This window comes from Micromonospora sp. NPDC004540 (assembly GCF_040610095.1).
GTDB lineage: Bacteria > Actinomycetota > Actinomycetes > Mycobacteriales > Micromonosporaceae > Micromonospora.
This window is the reverse complement of the sequence record NZ_JBEXLR010000048.1, coordinates 26,644-45,527: the sequence shown is the minus strand read 5'-3', so window position 1 is coordinate 45,527 and position 18,884 is coordinate 26,644. Positions and strand designations below refer to the sequence as shown.

Genomic DNA, 18,884 nt, shown 5'->3' with positions numbered 1-18,884 from the left:
CGGCGCCGGTCAGCCGGATGCGTACGAGGCTGGCGGCCTCCGGAACCTCGAGGCGGGATCGTCCTGAGCCTGCCAGCCGCCTGGGGCGCCCCCGAGGAGCAGCGTCCGGCCGCCGCGTGGGGCGGTGCCGCCGCGGTGCCGCAGCAGCGCGAGCCGGAGCGGGCGGCCGACGAGCCGGCGCAGCCCGGCTGGGGTTCCCCCGCCGTGCCGACGCCGGCCGAGGCGCCGGCCCGGGCGAGCGCGTCCGTCCCGTCCCCCGACTCACCGCCCGCCTGGGCCGGCAACCAGGACAACCCGGGGCAGTGGACGCGCGAGCGTCCGGCCATCCCGGAGGCGGAGCCGTGGGCGCCCGGCGAGGCGTGGGGCCGGTCCGCGGAGGCCCCGCCCGAGCAGTCCGCGTCGCCGGGCTGGGAGCCGGCCCGCGCCGACGACGGGCCGATCTACCAGCCGGCCCCGGGTCCGGGGATCTCCGCGGCCAACGCGGTGCCGCTGCCGCCGCAGGAGCAGCGGGTGCCGGGCGCCGCCCTGGCCGCCGCGCCGCCCGCCGACTACGCGCCGTTCGACCCGGGCGCCGAGCCGGGCGACCGGAACCCGCAGGCGTACGAGCCGGAGCAGGCCGCCGACGCCGGCTGGGGTACCCCCGGTCCGGCGCACGAGGAGCCGCAGTCGCCGGCCGGGCCGGTGGTTCCCGCGCCGCGTACCTCGCCGGAGGCCGGCGCGGGTGGTGCCGTCTCGGCCAGCGCCTCGGTGCCGATGGCCAGCCGGGTCACGCCCCCGGCCGACCAGCCGCTGCCCACGGCCGGCGGGTCGGCCCCGCAGCCGCGGGTCTACGGCCGGCCCGCCCGCCCGGAGCCGGAGGAGGCGCCCGGGCAGGACGGCCCGAACGGCTTCCCCGAGCCGGGCCCGCAGTCCCGGACGGACGAGTCGGACCGCCCGCACGGGTACGCCGACGCGCCCCCGCTGCACGCGGCCCCGCCGTCCTCGCCGGCCGGCCCGCCGCCGTTCCCGCCCGGCGTGCCGTCCTTCGTGGACCCGCCCGGCAACAACCGGCCGGCCAACGGGGTGCACCCGCACAACGGCGAGCGCCCGGGCGGGCCGCACGACCCGTTCGGTGCCCCCGGCGGGCCGCGCGACCCGTTCGGCGCTCCCGGCGGTCACCAGGACCCGTTCGGCGCGCAGAACGGCCACCACGACCCGTTCGGCGGGCCGGGCAGCGCGCCCGGTGACCCGTTCGGGGGTCCGGCCGGCGGTCGTGCCTCGGTCGGCGTACCGGGGCCGGGGCCGATGGGCGAGCCGGGTGGCTTCCCGCCCGCGTTCCCGCCGCCGCCCCAGCAGGCCCCGCCCGGCTGGCCGCAGGCGGGCCCGGGCGGCGACCCGGACCAGGGCCGGTTCGAGGCGTTCCGGCCGGAGGCCGAGCCGAAGACCGAGGCGCCCACGCCGAAGGTGCGCAACGGACGGGTGCTGGCGCTGGTGCTGATCGCGGCGGTGCTCATCCTCGCCGTGCCGCTCGGCCTGCTCACCCTGCTCGGCAAGATCGGTGGGGACGAGAAGCCGGCGGGCTTCGACCCGGCGGTGGGCTCCTGCGTGAAGCAGTCCGGCGCGACCGCGGTGCCGGCCGACTGCGGCGAGCAGGGCGCGTTCACCGTGGTGTCGAAGGTCGACAGCAGGGACAAGTGTGCCGACCCGGCACAGCCCCAGGTGGTCCTCCCCGGTGACGGGACCAACCGGGTGCTCTGCCTCAAGCCGGCCGGTCAGTAGCAACTCCCACGACGGCGGGGCCACGGGATCCGTGGCCCCGCCGTCGTCGTCACTTCTGCCAGTTGGGGTCGCGACCGAGGTAGGCCAGCAGCGCGGCGACCGGGTCGGCGCCGGGCTCCGCGGGCAGCGCGGCGGCGTACGCGAAGCCGCGTAGCGGCTCGGCGGTCGCCCGGGCCGCCGGCATGAGCTGCTCGGCCAGTTCGGCGGTGAGCGGCGCCGGCTGCCCGGTGGCCACCGCGACGTCCCAGGCGTGGACGGCGGCGTCCAGCGCGCAGGCGGCGGCGGCCAGCCGCGGGTCCATGGTCGGCACGGGCGGCAGCGGCGTGCCGACCGGCCCACCCGCCGCGTCGACCCGCGCCCAGGTCGCGGCGGCCGCCTCGATCGCGTTCCGCACCACGGTCTGGACGCCCTCGTCATGGCCGCGCGGCGGGTCGAACGGGTTGTACGCCGGCGGCGTGCCGGCCCCGACATGCGCCGCCCACGCGTGCTGGTCACCGGCGGCGTGCATCAGCACCTGGCCGACGGTCCACCGGTCGCACGGAGTCGGGTCGTCGAGCCGGTCGGCCGGAACCCCCTCGGCGGCGCGGCGCAGGAGGTCGAGAGCGGTGGTGAGAACGGGGAAGCTCACGAGGCCGGTCCTTTCGGGGGAACGGAATGTTTCGTTCCGTTCCAGCTTAGCAGAACGGAACGATCTGTTCCGCTGCTATGGTCGGCGCATGTCCGCACCCGATCCCAGCCCGCTGAGCGGTCGCCGCGCCGAGGCGGCCCGCAACGACGCCCGGATCCTCGACGCCGCCCGCGAGGTCTTCCTGGCCGACCCCGACGCGCCCGTCTCCGCCGTGGCCGGCCGCGCCGGCGTGGGCATCAGCGCTCTCTACCGGCGCTACCCCAGCAAGGAGGACCTGCTGCGGGCTCTCGCCGCCGACGGCCTGTCCCGCTACATCGCCGACCTGGAGGCCGCGCTCTCCGCCGAGGCGCCACCGTGGGACGCCTACGTCGCCTGCCTGCACCGGGTCGTCGAGGGCGGTGGCCAGGCCCTCGCTCAGCGGCTGGCCGGCACGTTCGCCCCCACCCCGGAGCTGAGCCGGCTGGCCGACCGGGCGACGCGGCTGGCGGACACGCTCCTCGACCGGGTACGTCGGTCGGGCGACCTGCGCGACGACGTCAGCGAGGCCGACATCGTGCTGCTGCTGGAGACCGTCATGCTGGTCGACCTGCCCGGCGCCGACCGGGGCGCCGCGCTGCGGCACCGCTACCTCACCCTGCTGCTCCAGGCGCTGCACAACCCCGTCGAGGCCCCGCTCCCCGGCGTCCCGGCCCAGCAGGCCGACCTGGTGGCGCGCTGGCGGAGCCGGTCCGGCGGGTAGCTCGGCGGAAGCGTGTCGCTCTTCACCGCCCCATCAGGCCGGCGGCCGACGGCGGTGCGGCACGATGGGGGCATGAGCGCACGAGTACGGGCACCCGAGCTGCGCGGCCGGGGCTGGCTGAACACCGGCGGCAAGGACGTCACCCTGGCCGACCTGCGCGGCAAGATCGTCCTGCTGGACTTCTGGACCTTCTGCTGCATCAACTGCCTGCACGTGCTCGACGAGCTGCGCCCGCTCGAGGAGAAGTACGGCGACGTCCTGGTCGTGATCGGGGTGCACTCGCCGAAGTTCGAGCACGAGAAGGACCCGGTGGCCCTCGCCGCCGCCGTCGAGCGGTACGGCGTGCACCACCCGGTGCTCGACGACCCCGAGATGGACATGTGGCAGCAGTACGCGGCGAAGGCCTGGCCGACCCTCTCGGTGGTCGACCCCGAGGGCTACGTGGTCGCCACCATGGCCGGCGAGGGGCACGCCGAGGGGCTGGCCCGGCTGGTCGACGACCTGATCGCCACCCACGAGGCGAAGGGCACCCTGCACCGGGGCGAGGGCCCGTACGTGCCGCCGGCCGAGCCGGAGACCCCGCTGCGCTTCCCCGGCAAGGCCGTGGTGCTCGACAACGGCAACCTGCTGGTCTCCGACTCGGCCCGGCACTCCCTGGTGGAGCTGGCCCCGGACGGCGAGACCCTGGTCCGCCGGATCGGCACCGGCAGCCGCGGCCACGCCGACGGCCCGGCGGAGGGCGCCACCTTCGCCGAGCCGCAGGGGCTCTGCCTGCTGCCCCCGCACGTGGCCGAGGTGGCCGGCTACGACCTGGTCGTCGCGGACACCGTCAACCACCTGCTGCGCGGCGTGCGGCTGGCGACCGGCGAGGTGGTCACGGTCGCCGGCACCGGCCGGCAGTGGCGCTCGACGGTCGACGACCATGCGCACGACGCCCGCTCGGTCGAACTCTCCTCCCCCTGGGACGTCGCCTGGTACGACGACAAGGTCGTCGTCGCCATGGCCGGCATCCACCAGCTCTGGTGGTTCGACCCGACGAAGCGGACCGCCGGCATGTACGCCGGAACCACTGTCGAGGCGCTGCGCGACGGCCCGCTGCCGGACGTCTGGATGGCCCAGCCCTCCGGCCTCTCCGTCTCGGCCGACGGCGCCCGGCTCTGGGTCGCCGACAGCGAGACCAGCGCCATCCGCTACGTGGAGAACGGCGTGATGGGCACCGCCGTGGGGCAGGGCCTGTTCGACTTCGGCCACGTCGACGGCCCGGCCGACCGGGCGCTGCTCCAGCACCCGCTGGGGGTGTGCGCGCTGCCGGACGGCTCGGTGCTGATCGCGGACACCTACAACGGCGCGGTGCGCCGCTTCGATCCGGAGACCGAGCAGGTCGCCACGGTGGCCGACGGGCTGGCCGAGCCGAGCGACGTGGTGCTCACCACCGAGGGCGAGGTGCTGGTGGTCGAGTCGGCCGCGCACCGGCTCACCCGGCTGGCCCCGGGCGCGCTGACCGCGGCGGGCGCGAACACCGTGGACGGCCCGCGGCACAAGCTCGAGCGCAAGCCCACCGACGTGGCGGCCGGCGAGCTGACCCTCGACGTGATCTTCACGCCGGCGCCCGGGCAGAAGCTGGACGAGACGTACGGGCCGTCGACCCGGGTGGTGGTCTCGGCGTCCCCGCCGGAGCTGCTGGTCGAGGGGGCCGGGACGAGCACCGACCTGTCCCGCCGCCTGGTGCTCAGCGGCGACGTGGTGCAGGGGGTGCTCCAGGTGACCGCCCAGGCGGCCACCTGCGACGCCGACGTCGAGCACGCCGCCTGCCACCTGACCCGGCAGGACTGGGGCGTGCCGGTCCGGGTGGTGGCCGGCGGGGCGACCCGCCTGCCGCTGGTGCTGCGCGGCCTGGACGCCTGACGCACCGGGCCGCCGGTCAGGCGAACGGGGTGAGGACGACCCCGGCGTCGATGAGGGCGGCCCGGACCAGCTCGGCGCAGCGCACCGCGCCCGGGGTGTCGCCGTGCAGGCAGATCGACTCCACCGGGCAGGGCACCACGCTGCCGTCGACCACGACGACGCTCCGCTCGGTGGCCATCCGGACCGCCCGGTTGGCCACCTGCTCCGGGTCGCTGATCAGCGCGTTCGCGGCGCTCCGGGGCACCAGCTGCCCGTTGGGCAGGTAGTTCCGGTCGGCGAAGCCCTCGGCCACCACCCGCAGGCCGGCGCCGACGGCGAGCTGGGCGAGCACCGAGCCGGGCGGGCAGAGCAGCGGCAGCTGGTGGTCGTACCCGCTGACCGCGGCGACCAGCGCGGCGGCCTGGGCCTCGTCCGAGGCCGCCGCGTGGTAGAGCGCGCCGTGCGGCTTGAGGTAGCGCACCCGGGTGCCGGCCAGCCGGCAGAAGGCGTCCAGCGCGCCGAGCTGGTAGATCGTCTCGTCGCGCAGCGTGGCGAAGTCGTAGGCGATGTGCCGCCGGCCGAAGCCGGCGAGGTCCCGGTAGCCGACCTGGGCGCCGACGGCGACCCCGCGCCGCGCGGCGGCCGCGCAGACCCGGTGCATGGTGGACGCGTCACCGCCGTGGAAGCCGCACGCGACGTTCGCGGAGGTGACCAACCCCAGCAGCGCCTCGTCGTCGCCCAGCCGCCAGATGCCGAATCCCTCACCGAGGTCAGCGTTGAGGTCCATGGAACGTCACCGTAGTGCCTGGGCGGGCCTGGGCGAGCGGGGTCACGTCCTCCACCACCCCGATGACCGGGTATCCGCCGGTGGTGGGGTGGTCGGCCAGGAAGATCAGCGGTTGGCCGTCCGGCGGCACCTGCACCGCGCCGAGGACGAGGCCCTCGCTGGGCAGCTCGCCGGCCACCGCGCGGGGCAGGGCCGCGCCGACCAGTCGCGCGCCGACCCGGTTGCTGGCCGGGCTGATTTCGTACGCGGTGGTCAGCAGCAGGTCGAGCGCGGCGGGAGTGAACCAGTCCTGCCGGGGTCCGGGGCGCAGGGCCAGCCGCAGCACGGCCGGCACGGCCGGGGCGACGGTGAGGTCCACCGGGGCCGGCGGGCCGGCCGGGGCGCCCAGGGTCAGCCGGTCGCCGTCGCGCAGCGGGGGCGGGCCGAGGCCGGAGAGGGTGTCGGTGGCCCGGCTGCCGAGCACCGGCTCGACCGCGATCCCGCCCGAGACGGCGAGCCAGGTGCGCAACCCGGCGCGGGCGGGACCGATCCGCAGGACCGCCCCGGCGGGCAGCGACAGCGGCCGGCCCAGGTCCCCGGGCCGGCGCTCGGCGGGCCGGCCACCGCGGCGCGGGCCGTCCGGGGCGGGTGGGCGCTCGACCAGCAGGTCCACCTCGGCGCCGGTGAGCGCCACGGTGACCGCCCGGGTGAACCGCAGGGTGCAGCCGGTCAGGGTGATCTCCAGGCCGGCGGCGGGCTCGGGGTTGCCGACCAGCCGGTTGGCCAGCCGCAGGGCGGCCGGATCGAGCGCGCCGGAGCGGGGCACGCCGAGGTGGGCCCAGCCGAGGCGGCCCTGGTCCTGCACGGTGGTGAGGGCACCGGCCCGGAGCACCTCGATCATGCGGGCACCAGCCGGACCCGGGTGCCCGGGGTGAGCCGGGCCGGTGGGTCGGCGTGCACGTCGAAGAGGACCAGGTCGGTCCGCCCGACCAGCAGCCAGCCGCCGGGCGAGGCGGTCGGGTAGATCCCGGCGTACGGGCCGGCCAGCGCCACCGAGCCGGCCGGCACCCGGGTACGCGGGGTGGCGAGCCGGGGCACGGCCAGCTCGGCCGGCAACCCGGTGAGGTACGCGAACCCCGGCGCGAAGCCGCAGAACGCCACCCGGAACTCGGTCCGCCGCAGCCGCTCCACCACGGCGGGCACGTCGACGCCCCAGTGCTCGGCGACGGCGGGCAGGTCCGCGCCGTCGTACACGGTGGGGACCCGGACCTCGGCGGCGCCGGCAGTTGCGGCGGCGCCTTCCGGGGTCCACCCGGCGATCCGCGCGGCGGCCGCCGCCGGGTCCGGCACCCCGTCGACCAGCACGGTGGCCGCCGCCGGGACGATCTCGACGGCGCTCAGGTCGCCCGTCGCGCGGCGGCGCCACAGCTCGGCCCGCCACGCCTCGACCTGTTCGGGGCCGTCGCAGTCGAGCAGGAGGGCGTGGGCGCCGACGGGCCGGATCCGCATCCCGTCATCCTCGCGTCGACGACCGTGACGGTCCACACTACTTGCAAGTAACCTACGGTGTCGTAACCTGTTGGGCGTGACCACCTCCGCACCGCTCCGGCTCAAGCCGGCCGACATCGGGAAGCCCCGGATGCGCGGCTGGCTGCACACCTACGCGTTCTTCGCCGCGCTGGTCTGCGGCATCGTGCTGTGCTCCATCGCCGCCGCCCGCCCCGGCTGGGCCCCGCTGGTGAGCTGCCTGATCTACAGCCTCACCGTGTGCGGTCTCTTCGGCACCAGCGCGCTCTACCACCGCCGGGTCTGGTCCGAGCGGGGCTACCAGATCATGCGCCGGATGGACCACTCGATGATCTTCGTGTTCATCGCCGGCACCTACACGCCGTTCTGCACCCTGCTGCTGGACACCCGGCACGCCACGATCATGCTCGGCCTGGTGTGGGGCGGCGCGCTGGCCGGGGTGGCGGTCAAGCTGATCTGGCCGCACGCGCCGCGCTGGGTCTCCGCCCCGCTCTACCTGGCGCTCGGCTGGGTCGCGGTGGCCATGCTGCCGGAGATCCTGCACGCCGGCGGGGTCACCGCCCTGGTGCTGCTGAGCGTCGGCGGGGCGATCTACAGCGTCGGCGCGATCTTCTACGCGCTGCGCCGGCCGAACCCGTGGCCGACCGTCTTCGGCCACCACGAGTTCTTCCACGCCTGCACCCTGGTCGCGGCGATCTGCCACCACGTCGCGATCTACTTCGCGCTGTTCGCCTGAGCGCCGGCCGGTCCGGAAAGCAGGCGAAGGCCCCGCGCCGTTGCGGGGCCCTCGACGTCTGCTGCGGGGGTGCGGGTCAGGCCGGGTAGCCCGTGCCCGGACGGCGCACCTCGCGGTACTCCTCGCGCACGACCCGGTCGTCCTGCACCGGCACGACCGGCTCGGCCACGACGCGCTCGCGCACCGGGGCGGCCACCACCCGGCGGCGGCTGTTCCAGAAGTAGAGCGTGGTGATCAGGCCCGCCACTCCGGCGAGCATGAGCACCCAGCCCACCACGTTCAGGTTCAGCCATCCCAGGTTGGCGTCGATGGCGAACGCGAAGATCGCGCCGAGCGCGATGAGGAAGATGCTGGCACCGATGCCCATGACGTCGCCTCCTTGGCGTCCTGCTGGCGTTTCCTGCCCGCCGCGGCCATGGATGAGGTAGCGGCACACATCGACTTACCCAGGCGCTCCGATCGCCAATCAGGCAAGCTGAGTGCATGACGGACGGCAGGAACCAGCAGCGGACCCTGGTGCTGCTGCGACACGCCAAGGCGGAGCAGTCCCAGGAGATGCCGGACGAGGAGCGGCCGCTGACCGCACGGGGGCACGCCGACGCGGCCGCAGCCGGCGCCTGGCTGGCCCGGCACGCGCTCCTCCCCGACGTGGTGCTCTGCTCGACCGCCCGGCGGACGCGACAGACCTGGCACGGGGTGGCGCTGGGCGCGACCGGATCCCCGCCCGAGGGCGGCCCGGGGGGGTCGGCGCCGGCGGTGCGCTACGAGCCGGCCGCGTACGAGGCGCAGCCGGACGGGCTGCTGGACCTGGTCCGGGCGGTCGACCCGGACGTCCGCTACGTGCTGCTGATCACCCATAATCCGGGCATCTCGCTGCTCTCCGCGGTGCTCGACCCGGAGCGGGCGGATCCGGACGGGCTGCGAACCACCGACCTGGTCGTGCACCGGCCCACCACCCGGTGGGCCGAACTCGCGCCCGGCGGGGCGCCCATCACCGCCCGGCACACCGCACGCGGCTGAGCCCGCCCGGAGGCGGGCTCAGCCGGTCAGGACGGCGGGGCGGTGGGCGGCGGTGGGTCCGGCGGCGGGGGCATCATGGCGGTCGGGTGGGAGAGCCGGTTCTCCTCCACGATGAGCGTCCGTGCCCGCTTACGCCGGTCCTGCCAGAACCAGAGCGTGGTGAGCAGCACGGCCAGCCCGGCCAGGATGAACACCCAGCCGACCGCGCGCAGGTCGATCCACCAGACGTTGGCCCGGATGGCGAAGGTCATGATCGCGCCGAGCGCGATGAGAAAGATGGCGCTGCCAATGCCCATGTGCGCTGCACTCCCCCGTGCGGTGGCCCTTGGGCGTGCCTTGTCGTGGTCCGCGACGGTTACCCGCCAGGCGGCGGGCCTACCGGGCGGGGGGCGAAAACACGACGGCGGCCGGCGAGCTCGTCCGCTCGCCGGCCGCCGTGGTCAAACCGGTCACATCACCCCGTGGGGGATCAGAACGCCTCCTCCGGGAGGTCCATGATCTCCAGGTCGGCGCCCTCGATGATCCGCCGGTCGGCGCCGATGCGGGGCAGCACCTCGCGGGCGAAGAACCGGGCGGCGGCCACCTTGCCGGTGTAGAACGCCTTGTCGGTGGCGGAGACCTCGCCGCCCAGCGCCTTCAACGCCACGTCGGCCTGCTTCTGGAGCAGCCAGCCGACCACCAGGTCGCCGATCGCCAGCAGGAACCGGCGGCTGCTCAGGCCGACCTTGTAGAGGGCGCGCGGGTCGCCGCCCTGGGCCTCGGTGAGCCAGCCCATCATCACGCCGAGGATGTTCTGGATCTCGCCGAGCGCCTTGCCGAGCGCCTGCCGCTCCTCCTTGAGCTGGCCGTTGCCGGCCTCGGAGGCGATGAACTCCTGGATCTCGCCGGCGACCGCCATGAGCGCCTTGCCGTTGTCCCGGACGATCTTCCGGAAGATCAGGTCGAGGCTCTGGATCGCCGTGGTGCCCTCGTAGAGGGTGTCGATCTTGGCGTCCCGGACGTACTGCTCGAGCGGGTAGTCCTGGAGGAAGCCGGAGCCGCCGAAGGTCTGCAGCGACTCGTGGCCGAGCAGCTCGTAGGCCCGCTCCGAGCCGACGCCCTTGACCAGCGGCAGGAGCAGGTCGTTGACCCGCTTGGCCAGCTTGGTGGCCTTCTCGTCGCCGGCCGCCTCGGCGACCGCGACCTTGTCCTGCCAGGTGGCCGTGTAGCAGACCAGCGCGCGCAGGCCCTCGGCGTACGACTTCTGCATGAGCAGCGAGCGGCGCACGTCCGGGTGGTGGGTGATGGTCACCCGCGGGGCGGTCTTGTCGGTCTGCTGGACCAGGTCGGCGCCCTGCACCCGGTTCTTGGCGTACTCCAGCGCGTTCAGGTAGCCGGTGGAGAGGGTGGCGATCGCCTTGGTGCCGACCATCATCCGGGCGTACTCGATGATCATGAACATCTGCCGGATGCCCTCGTGCTTCTCGCCGAGCAGCCAACCCTTGGCCGGCACGCCGTGCTCGCCGAAGGTCACCTCGCAGGTGTTGGAGACCTTCAGGCCCATCTTGTGCTCGACGTTGGTGGCGAAGACGCCGTTGCGCTCGCCCAGCTCGCCGGTCTCCTCGTCGAAGTGGAACTTCGGCACGACGAAGAGGGACAGGCCCTTGGTGCCCGGGCCGCCGACGCCCTCGACGCCGACCGGGCGGGCCAGCACGTAGTGGACGATGTTGTCGCTCAGGTCGTGCTCACCCGAGGTGATGAAGCGCTTGACGCCCTCGATGTGCCAGGAGCCGTCCGGCTGCTGGATCGCGCGGGTGCGGCCGGCGCCGACGTCCGAGCCGGCGTCCGGCTCGGTCAGCACCATGGTCGAGCCCCACTGCTTCTCGATGAAGAGGCGGGCCCACTTCTTCTGCTGCTCGGTGCCCTCGACGTGCAGCACGTGCGCGAAGGACGGGCCGGAGGCGTACATCCAGATCGGGGCGTTGGCGCCGAGCACCAGCTCGGCGAGCGACCACCAGAGGGCGCGCGGGGCGTTGGTGCCGCCGAGGGCCTCGGGCAGGTCCAGCCGCCAGAACTCCGAGTCCATGAACGCCTGGTAGGACTTCTTGAACGACTCCGGCAGCGGCGCGGTGTGCGTCGCGGGGTCGAAGACCGGCGGGTTGCGGTCGCTGTCCGAGTAGCTGGCGGCCAGGTCCTCGCGGGCCAGGCGGTCGACCTCGGAGAGGAAGCTACGGGCGGTGTCGACGTCCAGGTCCGTGTACGGCTCCTGGCCGAACGTCCGGTCCGCCCCGAAGACCTCGAAGAGGTTGAACTCGAGGTCCCGAAGGTTGCTCTTGTAGTGGGTCATGCTCGCTGGCCCCGCTTCCGGACAGGTGTTACCGATCAGTAACTCCAGACTGTATTACTCGCCGGTAGCCAACGACAAGCCGATCTCCGAAGTGACAGCGATTACACACTTCCGGTTCACCTGACGGAGTGACCGGCGACTCAGCTCTCGGCCGCGCCGACCTCCCAGCTCGGCACGGGCGCGGCGGTGGCGCTGCGCGGCCCGGTGTACTCCATCAGGACCAGCGCGATGTCGTCGTCGAGGCGGCCGTGCACCCATTCGACGAGGGCGGTCTCCAGCGAGGCGAGGCCGTCGGCGACGGTGCCGTGGCCGAGCAGCCGCCAGGCCCGGTCGGCGGTCGGGAAGAACTCGCCGTCCCGGCGCGCCTCGCCCAGCCCGTCGGTGAAGAGCAGCAGCCGGTCACCCGGCTCCAGCCGCTCCACCCGGGGCCGGACCACGGGCATGAAGCCGAGCGGCGGCGCGGGCGCCGGCGGTTCGAGCGGGATCACCGCGCCCCGGCGCAGCAGCAGCGGCGGCGGGTGGCCGCAGTTGACGATGGTGAGGGTGCCGCCCCGCTCCTCGACCAGCGCGGCGGTGACGAAGTCCTCGTCGCCGACGTTGCGGGCCACCGCCCGGTCCAGGTCGGTCACCACCGCGCGCAGGTCGGCCCGCTCGTACGCCACGTGCCGGTAGGAGCCGAGCACGATGCTGGCCAGCCGGACCGCGTCCAGCCCCTTGCCGCGCACGTCACCGATGATCATCCGGACGCCGTACGGGGTGTCCATGGCCTCGTACAGGTCGCCGCCGATCTCGGCGGTCGCCGTGGAGGAGATGTAGCGGGCGGCCACCGCCAGGGTGCCGACCTGCGGGCCGAGCGACCGGAGCACCGCCTGCTGGGCCACCGAGGCGAGCCGGGACAGCTCCGCGATCTGCTCGGACTGGCGCTGGCGTACCGCCGCCACGGCGCCGGCGATGGCGGTGGCCAGCGCGATGCCGGCCACATTGACGGCGGTGACCAGCGACATGGTCTGCTCGGCGAGGGCGAACGCGGCCCCGATCCCGGTGGCGAGCAGGCCCACCCCGAGCACCACCCGCCAGGACGCGAGCGCGGCGGCGAGGAACGGCGCGGCCACCATGAGCGCGACGTAGTGCGCCGGCCGCCCGTCGGCGAGTTCCACGACGGACACGATCGCGAGCAGCGCGAGGGCCGCGCCGAGGCCGGCGCGGGATCCGGGGCTCAGCGGGCCGCGGCCCGACTGGAAGGGTTGCGTGCGTACACCGGACAGCATGCCTGATCGACGTGAACGGGTGAATGAACCTGGCCCGTCGTCCGAGGAGGTTCTGCCCGGCCGGATCCCGTCGCCGACCCGATCGCCGCCGGTCACCCGGTCAGCCGAGGACCTCGTACCTGACGGTCAGCTCGCCGAGGTCGGTCGAGGCGATCGCGGCGAAGGCGGCCCGGGACAGGTCGATGCACCGGCCGTCGATGTACGGGCCGCGGTCGTTGATCCGCACCACGACCGACTTGCCGTTGGCCGGGTTGGTCACCCGCACCCTGGTGTTGAACGGCAGGGTCTTGTGCGCGGCGGTCAGCGCGTCCGGGTTGAAGGTCTCGCCGTTCGCGGTCATCTGCCCCTCGTCATAGAAGGACGCGCCGCAGGAGCCGCTGTCCACGACCTTCGCGGCGGCGGTGGTCCTCGTCGCGGCCGGCTTCGGGCTGGCGGTCCGGGCCTTGCTGCGGGACGCCGCCTGGGTCCGGGTCGCCGTCGGGCTCGGGGTGGCCTTCGGCGAGGGACTGAGGCTGGGCGACGCGCTCGGCGAGGCGGAGGGGGACGCCGAGCTGGGGGCGAGGGTGCTGGGCAGGGCCTCGACCGCGGCCGGTCGGGCGGCGGGCTCGGCCGAGGTGAGCTGGACCGCGCCGACGGTGCCGCCGACGGCGAGCACCACGCCGACGGCCGCGGTGGCGGCGATGCCGGCCGGCGAGGAGAACTTGCGGGTACGAAGGTGCCTACCAGCCACCGCCCGGTCCTTTCGTCTGCTGAACAAACCGGCTCGGACCGTAACGAGAGAAGCACTTCGGAAGTCAACGTGATCATGATGGTATGCCCGCATTTACCCCGGTACGTGTAGCCGATCAAGCCAGCGCCACTCCACCGAACGGACGAAGGAGCGCTGGCCGGGGCCGGTGCGGCATCGCCTGGCGTCGGTGCCCCAGGATGGAGGGCGTGCTGAGCCGACGCCTGGTCGAACTGTTCCGCTGGGTCGACCCCGGCGCCGGGAGCAGCCATCTGGTCAGCGACCTCTCCGGCTGGTGGCGGGATCCCGAGGTGCTGGCCGGGGTCGGGCCCGCCCTGGCCGGCCTCTTCCCGGCCGCCCGGCCGACCGTGGTGGTCGCCCCCGAGGTGACCGGGCTGCTGCTCGGCCCGCTGGTCGCGGCGGCCGCCGGCGCCGGGTTCCTGCCGGCGTACAAGGACGGCGGGGAGCGGCGCCGGGTCGGGCCGATGCGCTGGGCCGAGACACCCCCGGACTACCGGGGCCGGCAGCTCCGGATCGGTGTGGACGCCCGCCGGCTCGGTCCCGGCGAGCGCGTGCTGCTGGCCGACGACTGGGTGGCCACCGGGGCACAGCTCGACGCGCTGCGCCGCCTGGTCCGCGACAGCGGGGCCGAGTTCGTCGGGACGGCCGCGCTCGTGGCGACCTGCCCGCCGCCGGTCGCCGAGCGGCTCCGGCTGCGCGCCCTGCTCAGCGGGGAGCAGCTGCCCGAGGGTTGACCTCAAGGGAGCTTCAACTCCGAGGATCGGCGCATGGACGACGACATCCTGGACGAGGCGTACCAACGGCTGCACCGGACCGGCCCGGAGTTCGAGGGCTGGCTCTCCAACCACGGACCGATGGCGGTCGAGGCGCTGGTCCGCCACGGCCACGGCGCCCGGGTGCACCGCTGGCTGGACGACTACCTACGCCGGCTGGACGAGCTACCGCGCGGGCTCCGGCCGATCGACGACTGGCGGGCCGCGCTGGGCGACCCGAAACGGGCCGGCGACTGGCTCGCCCACTTCGACCGGGAACTGCGCGACCGCCCCTGGCGCGGGGTGCTCGGCGACTGGTGGCCCCGGCTGCTGCCGGGCATCGCGGCCGGGGCCACCCACGGGGTGATCCGGGTCGGGCACGCGGTGCGGGTGCTGCGGACCGACGGGGAGAACCCGCAACGGCTGGCCGAGCTGGGCCAGGCGCTCGGCTACTGGGCCGCGCGCTGGCAGCCGGTGCCCGGCGCCGGCCCGCTCACCGGGCGGTCCGACGTGCCGGCCGCGCTCGCGGCGGTGCCCCGGATCCCGGCGCAGACCGGCGGGATCCGGGACCGGCTGGGCCGGCTGCCCGACCTGCCCGGCTGGTCCGGCGCGGCGACGGCGCTGCGCCCGCCGGCCGACCCGGCCGGGGCCGAGCGCACCCTCACCGAGCTCGTGCACGGGGCCGGGCTCGACTACCTGCGGTTCGGGCACGGCAACCCGGTGATGCTGGTGCACGCGGTGACCGCACCGACCGCGGTGCTGCGTACCCTGCCGGCCCTGGATCCGGCGCTCTGGGCCCCGAGCGTCGCCGCGGCCTGGTCCGCCACGGCCGCCGTGACCTCGGTGTACGCCCCACCCGCACCGGCCCCCGCACCGGCGGTGCCTGCCGGTGGGCCGGCCGAGGTGTTCGCACGGGCCGCGCGGCACGGCGACGCGCACGTGGTGAAGCTGGCCGACGCGGTGCTGGAGGCGCACGCGGCGACCGGCGACGCGCGGGTGCTGGCCGCCGCCGGCTACGCCGGTCAGCTCATCTGAACGAAGTCCTCCACGGCGGTGCAGACTCGGCCCAGGGCCTCGGCGGAACGCGCCAACGGGCCGGGCACCAGCATCGAGTGGTCGGCGTCCGGCACCTCCAGCACGTGCGGGCTGAGCCGGCGGGCCACGGCGCCGTTCCAGAGCGAGTCGGCGGTGCCGCCGACCAGCAGGCACGGCGCGGTGGCCCGGCCGAGCGCCTCGACCACCTCCGGGTGGTTGAGCACCGGCGTCAGCCACACGGCGCGCAGCCCCCGGTCGGCCGCGAGCGGAGTGGCGAAGGTGCCCAGCGACTTGCCGACCAGCAGGTCGGCGCCGTCGAGCACCGGGGTGACCTGCTCGGCCACCCAGTCGGCGCTCCGGTCGGCGCGCAGGTCGCGAGGCACCTGCCAGGTCACCTCGTGCACGGCGAAGCCGAGGCGGCGCAGCGCCTCCCCGACGTACGCGAAGAGCGGGGCCCGGGTGTCGTAGCCCCGCCCCGGCACCAGCACCGCCCGCCGAACCGCCATGCCGCCCACGCTAGTCCCGCCGGGCCGCCCCGTGGGGGCGGACGAAATCCCGCGACGGGCCGGCGGGCGGCGGTTAGCCTCGGCAGGATGTGGCCCCGCATCGGTGGACTCCGCACCCTCGCCCTCGGCACGCCCGGCGAGCTGCGCACCACCCTCAACACCCTCGTGCTCTCCGGCGTGAAGACCGCCACCGCCGGCCTGCTGACCGACGAGTACGCCGCCGAGAACGAGGAGCTGGAACACGTCGGCGAGCGGCTCGCCCTGGTTGACGACGACGACAAGCTGATCGGCGTCGTCGAGGTCACCGGCGTCGAGGTGGTGCGCTTCGCCGACGTGTCCTGGGACTTCGCCCGCTCCGAGGGGGAGGGGGACCGGTCCATCGAGGAGTGGCGCGAGGGCCACCGCCGCTACTGGGCCCGGGTGGGCTTCCCGGTCGACGACGACACCCAGGTGGTCTGCATCCGGTTCCGGCTGGTCTCCGCCGGCGACGGCGGGATCAGCACCGGCGACCTGGGCACCTGACCGGTCACGCCCGGCGCAGCTCCGGCAGCAGCTCCGCCGCCTCGACCAGCACCGCCTCGTCGCCGGCGTACCAGCTGCTGGCCCGGGGCCAGTGGGTCGCCACGTCGGTGAAGCCCAGCCGGGCCGCCCGGGCGACCTGCTCGGCGAAGAAGTCCGCGTTGCTGAGCGAGAAGACCGGCGCCGAGTCCAGCGACAGGTAGCGGTCGAGGGTGGCCGGGTCGCGCCCGGCCTGCTCCAGCGTCGCGTCCAGCCGGGCGGACAGCTCCGCCACGCTCGACCACCAGCTCTCCAGGTCGTCACCGCCGAGCCCGGTGGTCACCCAGCCCTGCCCGAAGCGGGCGACCAGCCGCATCGAGCGGGGCCCGTTCGCGGCGACCACGAACGGCACCCGGGGCTGCTGGACGCAGCCGGGATTGTTCCGCGCGTCGACCGCCGCGAACCACTCGCCGCGCCAGGTCGTGCCGTCCTCCCGCAGGACCAGGTCGAGCAGCTCGGTGAACTCGGCGAACCGGTCGACCCGCTGCCGGGGCGGCAGGGTCTCCCCGCCGAGGACCGCCGAGTCGAAGCCGATGCCCCCGGCGCCGAGACCGAGCAGCACACGACCCCCGGAGACGTCGTCCAGCGCCGTCACCTGCCGGGCGAACGCCGCCGGGTGCCGGAAGTTCGGCGAGGCGACCAGGGTGCCGAGCCGGATCCGGGAGGTCACCGTCGCCGCGGCGGTGAGCGTGGTCATCGAGTCGAACCAGGGGCCGTCGACCAGGTCGCGCCAGCCCAGGTGGTCGTAGGTCCAGGCGTGGTCGAAGCCCCACTCGTCCGCCTGCTGCCAGCGTCGCCGGGAGTCCGACCAGCGCTGGTCGGGGAGGATCACGATGCCAATCCGCATGATCGCCAGGGTACGACCCGGGTCGGACAGGCCGACCCGGGTCGGGGGACTACGCCGTCATTAGGTCGGCGACCACGCAGGCGACGTTGTCGGGTGCACCGGCGGCGTACGCGAGGTCGACGAGGCGCCCGGCGGCGCTCTCCGGGTCGTCGGCCCCGGCGAGCGCGGCGTGCAGCGCCTCGGGGTCGACCACCGCGGCGAGCCCGTCGGAGCAGAGCAGGTAGCGGTCGCCGGCCAGGGCCGTCCGAAGCGCCAGGTCCGCCTCGACCTCGCCGGCCCCGAGCGCCCGCGCCAGCAGGGCCCGCTGCGGGTGCGCCGCGGCCTCCACCGGGCTGAGCTTTCCCTGGTCGACCAGCGACTGGACGTAGGTGTGGTCCTGGGTGAGCCGGGACAGCTCACCGCCGCGCAGCAGGTAGGCCCGGGTGTCGCCGACGTGCACCAGGGCGAGCCGGGTGCCGCGCCGCAGGATCGCGGTGAGCGTGGTGGCCGGCTGGTGGGCGGCGGTGGCGTGCGCGCGTACCGCCCGGTCGGCCGCGCCCACCGCGTCGGCGAGCGCGGTGAGCAGTTCGGTGGCCGGCGCGTCGGCCGGCTCCAGCGGCCGCAGCGCGTCCACGGCGGCGGTGCTGGCGGCGGCCCCGCCCGGGCCCCGCACACCGTCCGCCACGGCGAGCAGCGTCCCGCTGGCGTACGCGGTGTCCTCGTTGGACTCCCGGACCGTGCCGGTCTCGCAGCGGACGGCGTACCGGAAGGTGGTCTCGGACATGGTGGTGCCCCTCTCGGTGAGCTGGTCGACGAGGAGCGCGACGGCACGACCGCGGGCGACCGTGTCGGCGCTGACCCGCCGCCACCAGGCGTCCACCGCCGCGGCGGTGGCGGCCTGCGGCAGGCCGCAGACGGCCTGGATCTCGGCCAGCGGCATGCCGGCCCGGCGCAGCGCGGCGATCAGCCGGGCCCGGTCGAGCTGGGCCGGCGCGTAGTACCGGTAGCCCGAGTGCGGGTCGACGGCAGCGGGCGGCAGCAGCCCCAGCTCGTCGTAGAGCCGCAGCGCCTTCGGCGTCAGGCGCGCCGCGCGGGCGAACGCCCCGATGGTCAGCAGCTCCACGGACCCATCCTCCTCGCGCCGGTCGCGTTCCTCGTGCCGGTCACGGCGACCGGCACGGACCACGCTGGGCCTTGCCGCAGGGGCAGGGTCAAGGCGGTGGTTTTCAGCCTCGACCGAGCTTCGCCAGCATCCGGCCGAGGTGCGGCTCGACCGTGCCCGGCGCGGCCTCGGCCACCTCGCGCGGCGTCCACCAGCGGACACCCCGGAACTCGGCCGGGTCGGGGATCAGCTTCTGGTCGCGTCTGCCGGTCAGCACATACCAGAGGCTGACGTCGGTGTGCCGCTCCTCCGGCGGGCCGACGGTCTCGGTGACCGTGAGGAAGGCCGGGCGCTCGCCGAGGGCCGGCGCGAAGACGGCCGGCACGCCCAACTCCTCCACCATCTCCCGGCGGACGGTCTGCGCGGGGTGCTCGCCCGGCTCGACGTGACCGCCGCTGGGCAGCCACATCCCGGCTCCGCGGTGGTCGACCAGCAGCACCGCGCCGTCGGCCTCGTCGCGGAGCAGGAAGTAGGCCACCAGGTGCGGCGAGGGCGTGCGCGGCTTCGCCCGGCGGAAGATGTCCGTCGTCCCGGCCAGCCAGGCCAACGCCGCCGCGCGGTGCCGCGCCTCCTGCTCGTCGCCCGGCGTCAGCGCCTCGACCATCGCCCGGATCTCGTCCCGCACGCCGTCATGGTGCCAGCCGG

Annotated in this window: 20 protein-coding genes and 1 pseudogene; 8 read left to right on the top strand and 13 right to left on the bottom strand. The window is 75.1% G+C overall.

All coding sequences use genetic code 11. The features are described from left to right. Positions 1-1,758 (top strand): annotated as a pseudogene (locus tag ABZV78_RS17780) (hypothetical protein); the annotation flags it as partial. Positions 1,759-1,807: 49 nt separating this feature from the next. Here the strand turns inward: ABZV78_RS17780 and ABZV78_RS17775 are convergent. After that, positions 1,808-2,386, bottom strand: coding sequence for a TIGR03086 family metal-binding protein (locus ABZV78_RS17775; RefSeq protein WP_355639782.1), 579 nt, complete (start codon positions 2,384-2,386; stop codon positions 1,808-1,810). Positions 2,387-2,474: 88 nt separating this feature from the next. Here ABZV78_RS17775 and ABZV78_RS17770 point away from each other — a divergent pair, with 88 nt between their 5' ends. Then, on the top strand, positions 2,475-3,125 hold the full coding sequence (locus ABZV78_RS17770; protein WP_355639781.1) for a TetR/AcrR family transcriptional regulator: 651 nt from the start codon (positions 2,475-2,477) through the stop codon (positions 3,123-3,125). A 72-nt stretch (positions 3,126-3,197) separates the two neighbouring features. After that, positions 3,198-5,030, top strand: a complete 1,833-nt coding sequence (locus ABZV78_RS17765) for an NHL domain-containing thioredoxin family protein (protein WP_355639779.1) — start codon at positions 3,198-3,200, stop codon at positions 5,028-5,030. 16 nt (positions 5,031-5,046) lie between these two features. Here the strand turns inward: ABZV78_RS17765 and ABZV78_RS17760 are convergent, their stop codons facing one another. Genes ABZV78_RS17760 through ABZV78_RS17750 form a run of 3 tightly spaced genes read right to left on the bottom strand, consistent with a single transcriptional unit; the run spans position 5,047 to position 7,284 of the window. After that, a complete protein-coding gene (locus ABZV78_RS17760; protein WP_355639777.1) occupies positions 5,047-5,796 on the bottom strand; it encodes a 5-oxoprolinase subunit PxpA in 750 nt (249 codons plus the stop codon). Then, on the bottom strand, positions 5,780-6,676 hold the full coding sequence (locus tag ABZV78_RS17755; RefSeq protein ID WP_355639775.1) for a biotin-dependent carboxyltransferase family protein: 897 nt from the start codon (positions 6,674-6,676) through the stop codon (positions 5,780-5,782). The genes ABZV78_RS17760 and ABZV78_RS17755 overlap by 17 nt, the downstream gene beginning before the upstream one ends. Continuing rightward, positions 6,673-7,284 carry an allophanate hydrolase subunit 1 gene (locus ABZV78_RS17750; protein ID WP_355639774.1) on the bottom strand — a complete coding sequence of 204 codons (612 nt, stop codon included), beginning with the start codon at positions 7,282-7,284 and terminating at the stop codon, positions 6,673-6,675. Before ABZV78_RS17750 ends, ABZV78_RS17755 begins: the two co-directional genes overlap by 4 nt. A 76-nt stretch (positions 7,285-7,360) precedes the next feature. Between ABZV78_RS17750 and ABZV78_RS17745 the strand changes: the two genes are divergently transcribed. Beyond that, positions 7,361-8,038, top strand: coding sequence for a hemolysin III family protein (locus tag ABZV78_RS17745; RefSeq protein WP_355639772.1), 678 nt, complete (start codon positions 7,361-7,363; stop codon positions 8,036-8,038). 76 nt (positions 8,039-8,114) lie between these two features. Here ABZV78_RS17745 and ABZV78_RS17740 read toward each other — a convergent pair whose 3' ends face one another. Further along, positions 8,115-8,405: a DUF6458 family protein gene (locus ABZV78_RS17740; protein ID WP_355337320.1), complete on the bottom strand. Its 291-nt coding sequence runs from the start codon at positions 8,403-8,405 to the stop codon at positions 8,115-8,117. Positions 8,406-8,521: 116 nt separating this feature from the next. Here ABZV78_RS17740 and ABZV78_RS17735 point away from each other — a divergent pair, with 116 nt between their 5' ends. Continuing rightward, positions 8,522-9,058, top strand: a complete 537-nt coding sequence (locus tag ABZV78_RS17735) for a histidine phosphatase family protein (protein ID WP_355639770.1) — start codon at positions 8,522-8,524, stop codon at positions 9,056-9,058. 26 nt (positions 9,059-9,084) lie between these two features. Here the strand turns inward: ABZV78_RS17735 and ABZV78_RS17730 are convergent, their stop codons facing one another. The 4 genes from ABZV78_RS17730 to ABZV78_RS17715 form a co-directional block, all read right to left on the bottom strand. Beyond that, positions 9,085-9,354: a DUF6458 family protein gene (locus tag ABZV78_RS17730; protein ID WP_088969138.1), complete on the bottom strand. Its 270-nt coding sequence runs from the start codon at positions 9,352-9,354 to the stop codon at positions 9,085-9,087. Between the two features lie 173 nt (positions 9,355-9,527). After that, a complete protein-coding gene (locus ABZV78_RS17725) occupies positions 9,528-11,384 on the bottom strand; it encodes an acyl-CoA dehydrogenase (RefSeq protein ID WP_355639768.1) in 1,857 nt (618 codons plus the stop codon). 140 nt (positions 11,385-11,524) lie between these two features. Next, entirely contained in the window at positions 11,525-12,652 is a 1,128-nt protein-coding gene (locus ABZV78_RS17720) for a PP2C family protein-serine/threonine phosphatase (RefSeq protein WP_355639766.1), read from the bottom strand. Positions 12,653-12,752: 100 nt separating this feature from the next. Next, positions 12,753-13,382 (bottom strand): septal ring lytic transglycosylase RlpA family protein, encoded by a 630-nt coding sequence (locus ABZV78_RS17715; RefSeq protein WP_355639764.1) that lies wholly within the window; start codon positions 13,380-13,382, stop codon positions 12,753-12,755. 197 nt (positions 13,383-13,579) lie between these two features. Here ABZV78_RS17715 and ABZV78_RS17710 point away from each other — a divergent pair, with 197 nt between their 5' ends. After that, positions 13,580-14,134, top strand: coding sequence for a phosphoribosyltransferase (locus ABZV78_RS17710; protein ID WP_355639762.1), 555 nt, complete (start codon positions 13,580-13,582; stop codon positions 14,132-14,134). 33 nt (positions 14,135-14,167) lie between these two features. Beyond that, on the top strand, positions 14,168-15,187 hold the full coding sequence (locus ABZV78_RS17705) for a hypothetical protein (RefSeq protein WP_355639760.1): 1,020 nt from the start codon (positions 14,168-14,170) through the stop codon (positions 15,185-15,187). Here the strand turns inward: ABZV78_RS17705 and ABZV78_RS17700 are convergent. After that, the gene (locus ABZV78_RS17700) at positions 15,175-15,693 is read right to left on the bottom strand and encodes an alpha/beta hydrolase (protein ID WP_355639759.1); all 519 of its coding nucleotides are present in this window, start codon (positions 15,691-15,693) and stop codon (positions 15,175-15,177) included. The two genes, ABZV78_RS17705 and ABZV78_RS17700, sit on opposite strands and share 13 nt — an antisense overlap. A gap of 87 nt (positions 15,694-15,780) precedes the next feature. Between ABZV78_RS17700 and ABZV78_RS17695 the strand changes: the two genes are divergently transcribed. Continuing rightward, positions 15,781-16,215: an ASCH domain-containing protein gene (locus ABZV78_RS17695; protein WP_355639758.1), complete on the top strand. Its 435-nt coding sequence runs from the start codon at positions 15,781-15,783 to the stop codon at positions 16,213-16,215. 4 nt (positions 16,216-16,219) lie between these two features. On the opposite strand, the gene ABZV78_RS17690 is transcribed toward ABZV78_RS17695, so the two are convergent. From ABZV78_RS17690 to ABZV78_RS17680, 3 genes are all read right to left on the bottom strand, one after another. After that, the gene (locus tag ABZV78_RS17690) at positions 16,220-17,098 is read right to left on the bottom strand and encodes an LLM class flavin-dependent oxidoreductase (RefSeq protein WP_355639756.1); all 879 of its coding nucleotides are present in this window, start codon (positions 17,096-17,098) and stop codon (positions 16,220-16,222) included. Between the two features lie 49 nt (positions 17,099-17,147). After that, positions 17,148-18,200, bottom strand: coding sequence for a MerR family transcriptional regulator (locus ABZV78_RS17685; RefSeq protein WP_355639754.1), 1,053 nt, complete (start codon positions 18,198-18,200; stop codon positions 17,148-17,150). A gap of 103 nt (positions 18,201-18,303) precedes the next feature. Beyond that, entirely contained in the window at positions 18,304-18,864 is a 561-nt protein-coding gene (locus ABZV78_RS17680) for an NUDIX domain-containing protein (protein ID WP_355639752.1), read from the bottom strand. Positions 18,865-18,884 lie beyond the last annotated feature (20 nt).

What these genes read in the sequence shown, in the direction of transcription:
- ABZV78_RS17770 (WP_355639781.1), top strand. Translation starts at nt 2,475, where the DNA reads ATGTCCGCACCCGATCCCAGCCCGCTGAGCGGTCGCCGCGCCGAGGCG.
- ABZV78_RS17765 (WP_355639779.1), top strand. Translation starts at nt 3,198, where the DNA reads ATGAGCGCACGAGTACGGGCACCCGAGCTGCGCGGCCGGGGCTGGCTG.
- ABZV78_RS17760 (WP_355639777.1), bottom strand. Translation starts at nt 5,796, where the DNA reads ATGGACCTCAACGCTGACCTCGGTGAGGGATTCGGCATCTGGCGGCTG.
- ABZV78_RS17755 (WP_355639775.1), bottom strand. Translation starts at nt 6,676, where the DNA reads ATGATCGAGGTGCTCCGGGCCGGTGCCCTCACCACCGTGCAGGACCAG.
- ABZV78_RS17750 (WP_355639774.1), bottom strand. Translation starts at nt 7,284, where the DNA reads ATGCGGATCCGGCCCGTCGGCGCCCACGCCCTCCTGCTCGACTGCGAC.
- ABZV78_RS17740 (WP_355337320.1), bottom strand. Translation starts at nt 8,405, where the DNA reads ATGGGCATCGGTGCCAGCATCTTCCTCATCGCGCTCGGCGCGATCTTC.
- ABZV78_RS17735 (WP_355639770.1), top strand. Translation starts at nt 8,522, where the DNA reads ATGACGGACGGCAGGAACCAGCAGCGGACCCTGGTGCTGCTGCGACAC.
- ABZV78_RS17730 (WP_088969138.1), bottom strand. Translation starts at nt 9,354, where the DNA reads ATGGGCATTGGCAGCGCCATCTTTCTCATCGCGCTCGGCGCGATCATG.
- ABZV78_RS17725 (WP_355639768.1), bottom strand. Translation starts at nt 11,384, where the DNA reads ATGACCCACTACAAGAGCAACCTTCGGGACCTCGAGTTCAACCTCTTC.
- ABZV78_RS17720 (WP_355639766.1), bottom strand. Translation starts at nt 12,652, where the DNA reads ATGCTGTCCGGTGTACGCACGCAACCCTTCCAGTCGGGCCGCGGCCCG.
- ABZV78_RS17710 (WP_355639762.1), top strand. Translation starts at nt 13,580, where the DNA reads ATGGAGGGCGTGCTGAGCCGACGCCTGGTCGAACTGTTCCGCTGGGTC.
- ABZV78_RS17705 (WP_355639760.1), top strand. Translation starts at nt 14,168, where the DNA reads ATGGACGACGACATCCTGGACGAGGCGTACCAACGGCTGCACCGGACC.
- ABZV78_RS17700 (WP_355639759.1), bottom strand. Translation starts at nt 15,693, where the DNA reads ATGGCGGTTCGGCGGGCGGTGCTGGTGCCGGGGCGGGGCTACGACACC.
- ABZV78_RS17695 (WP_355639758.1), top strand. Translation starts at nt 15,781, where the DNA reads ATGTGGCCCCGCATCGGTGGACTCCGCACCCTCGCCCTCGGCACGCCC.
- ABZV78_RS17690 (WP_355639756.1), bottom strand. Translation starts at nt 17,098, where the DNA reads ATGCGGATTGGCATCGTGATCCTCCCCGACCAGCGCTGGTCGGACTCC.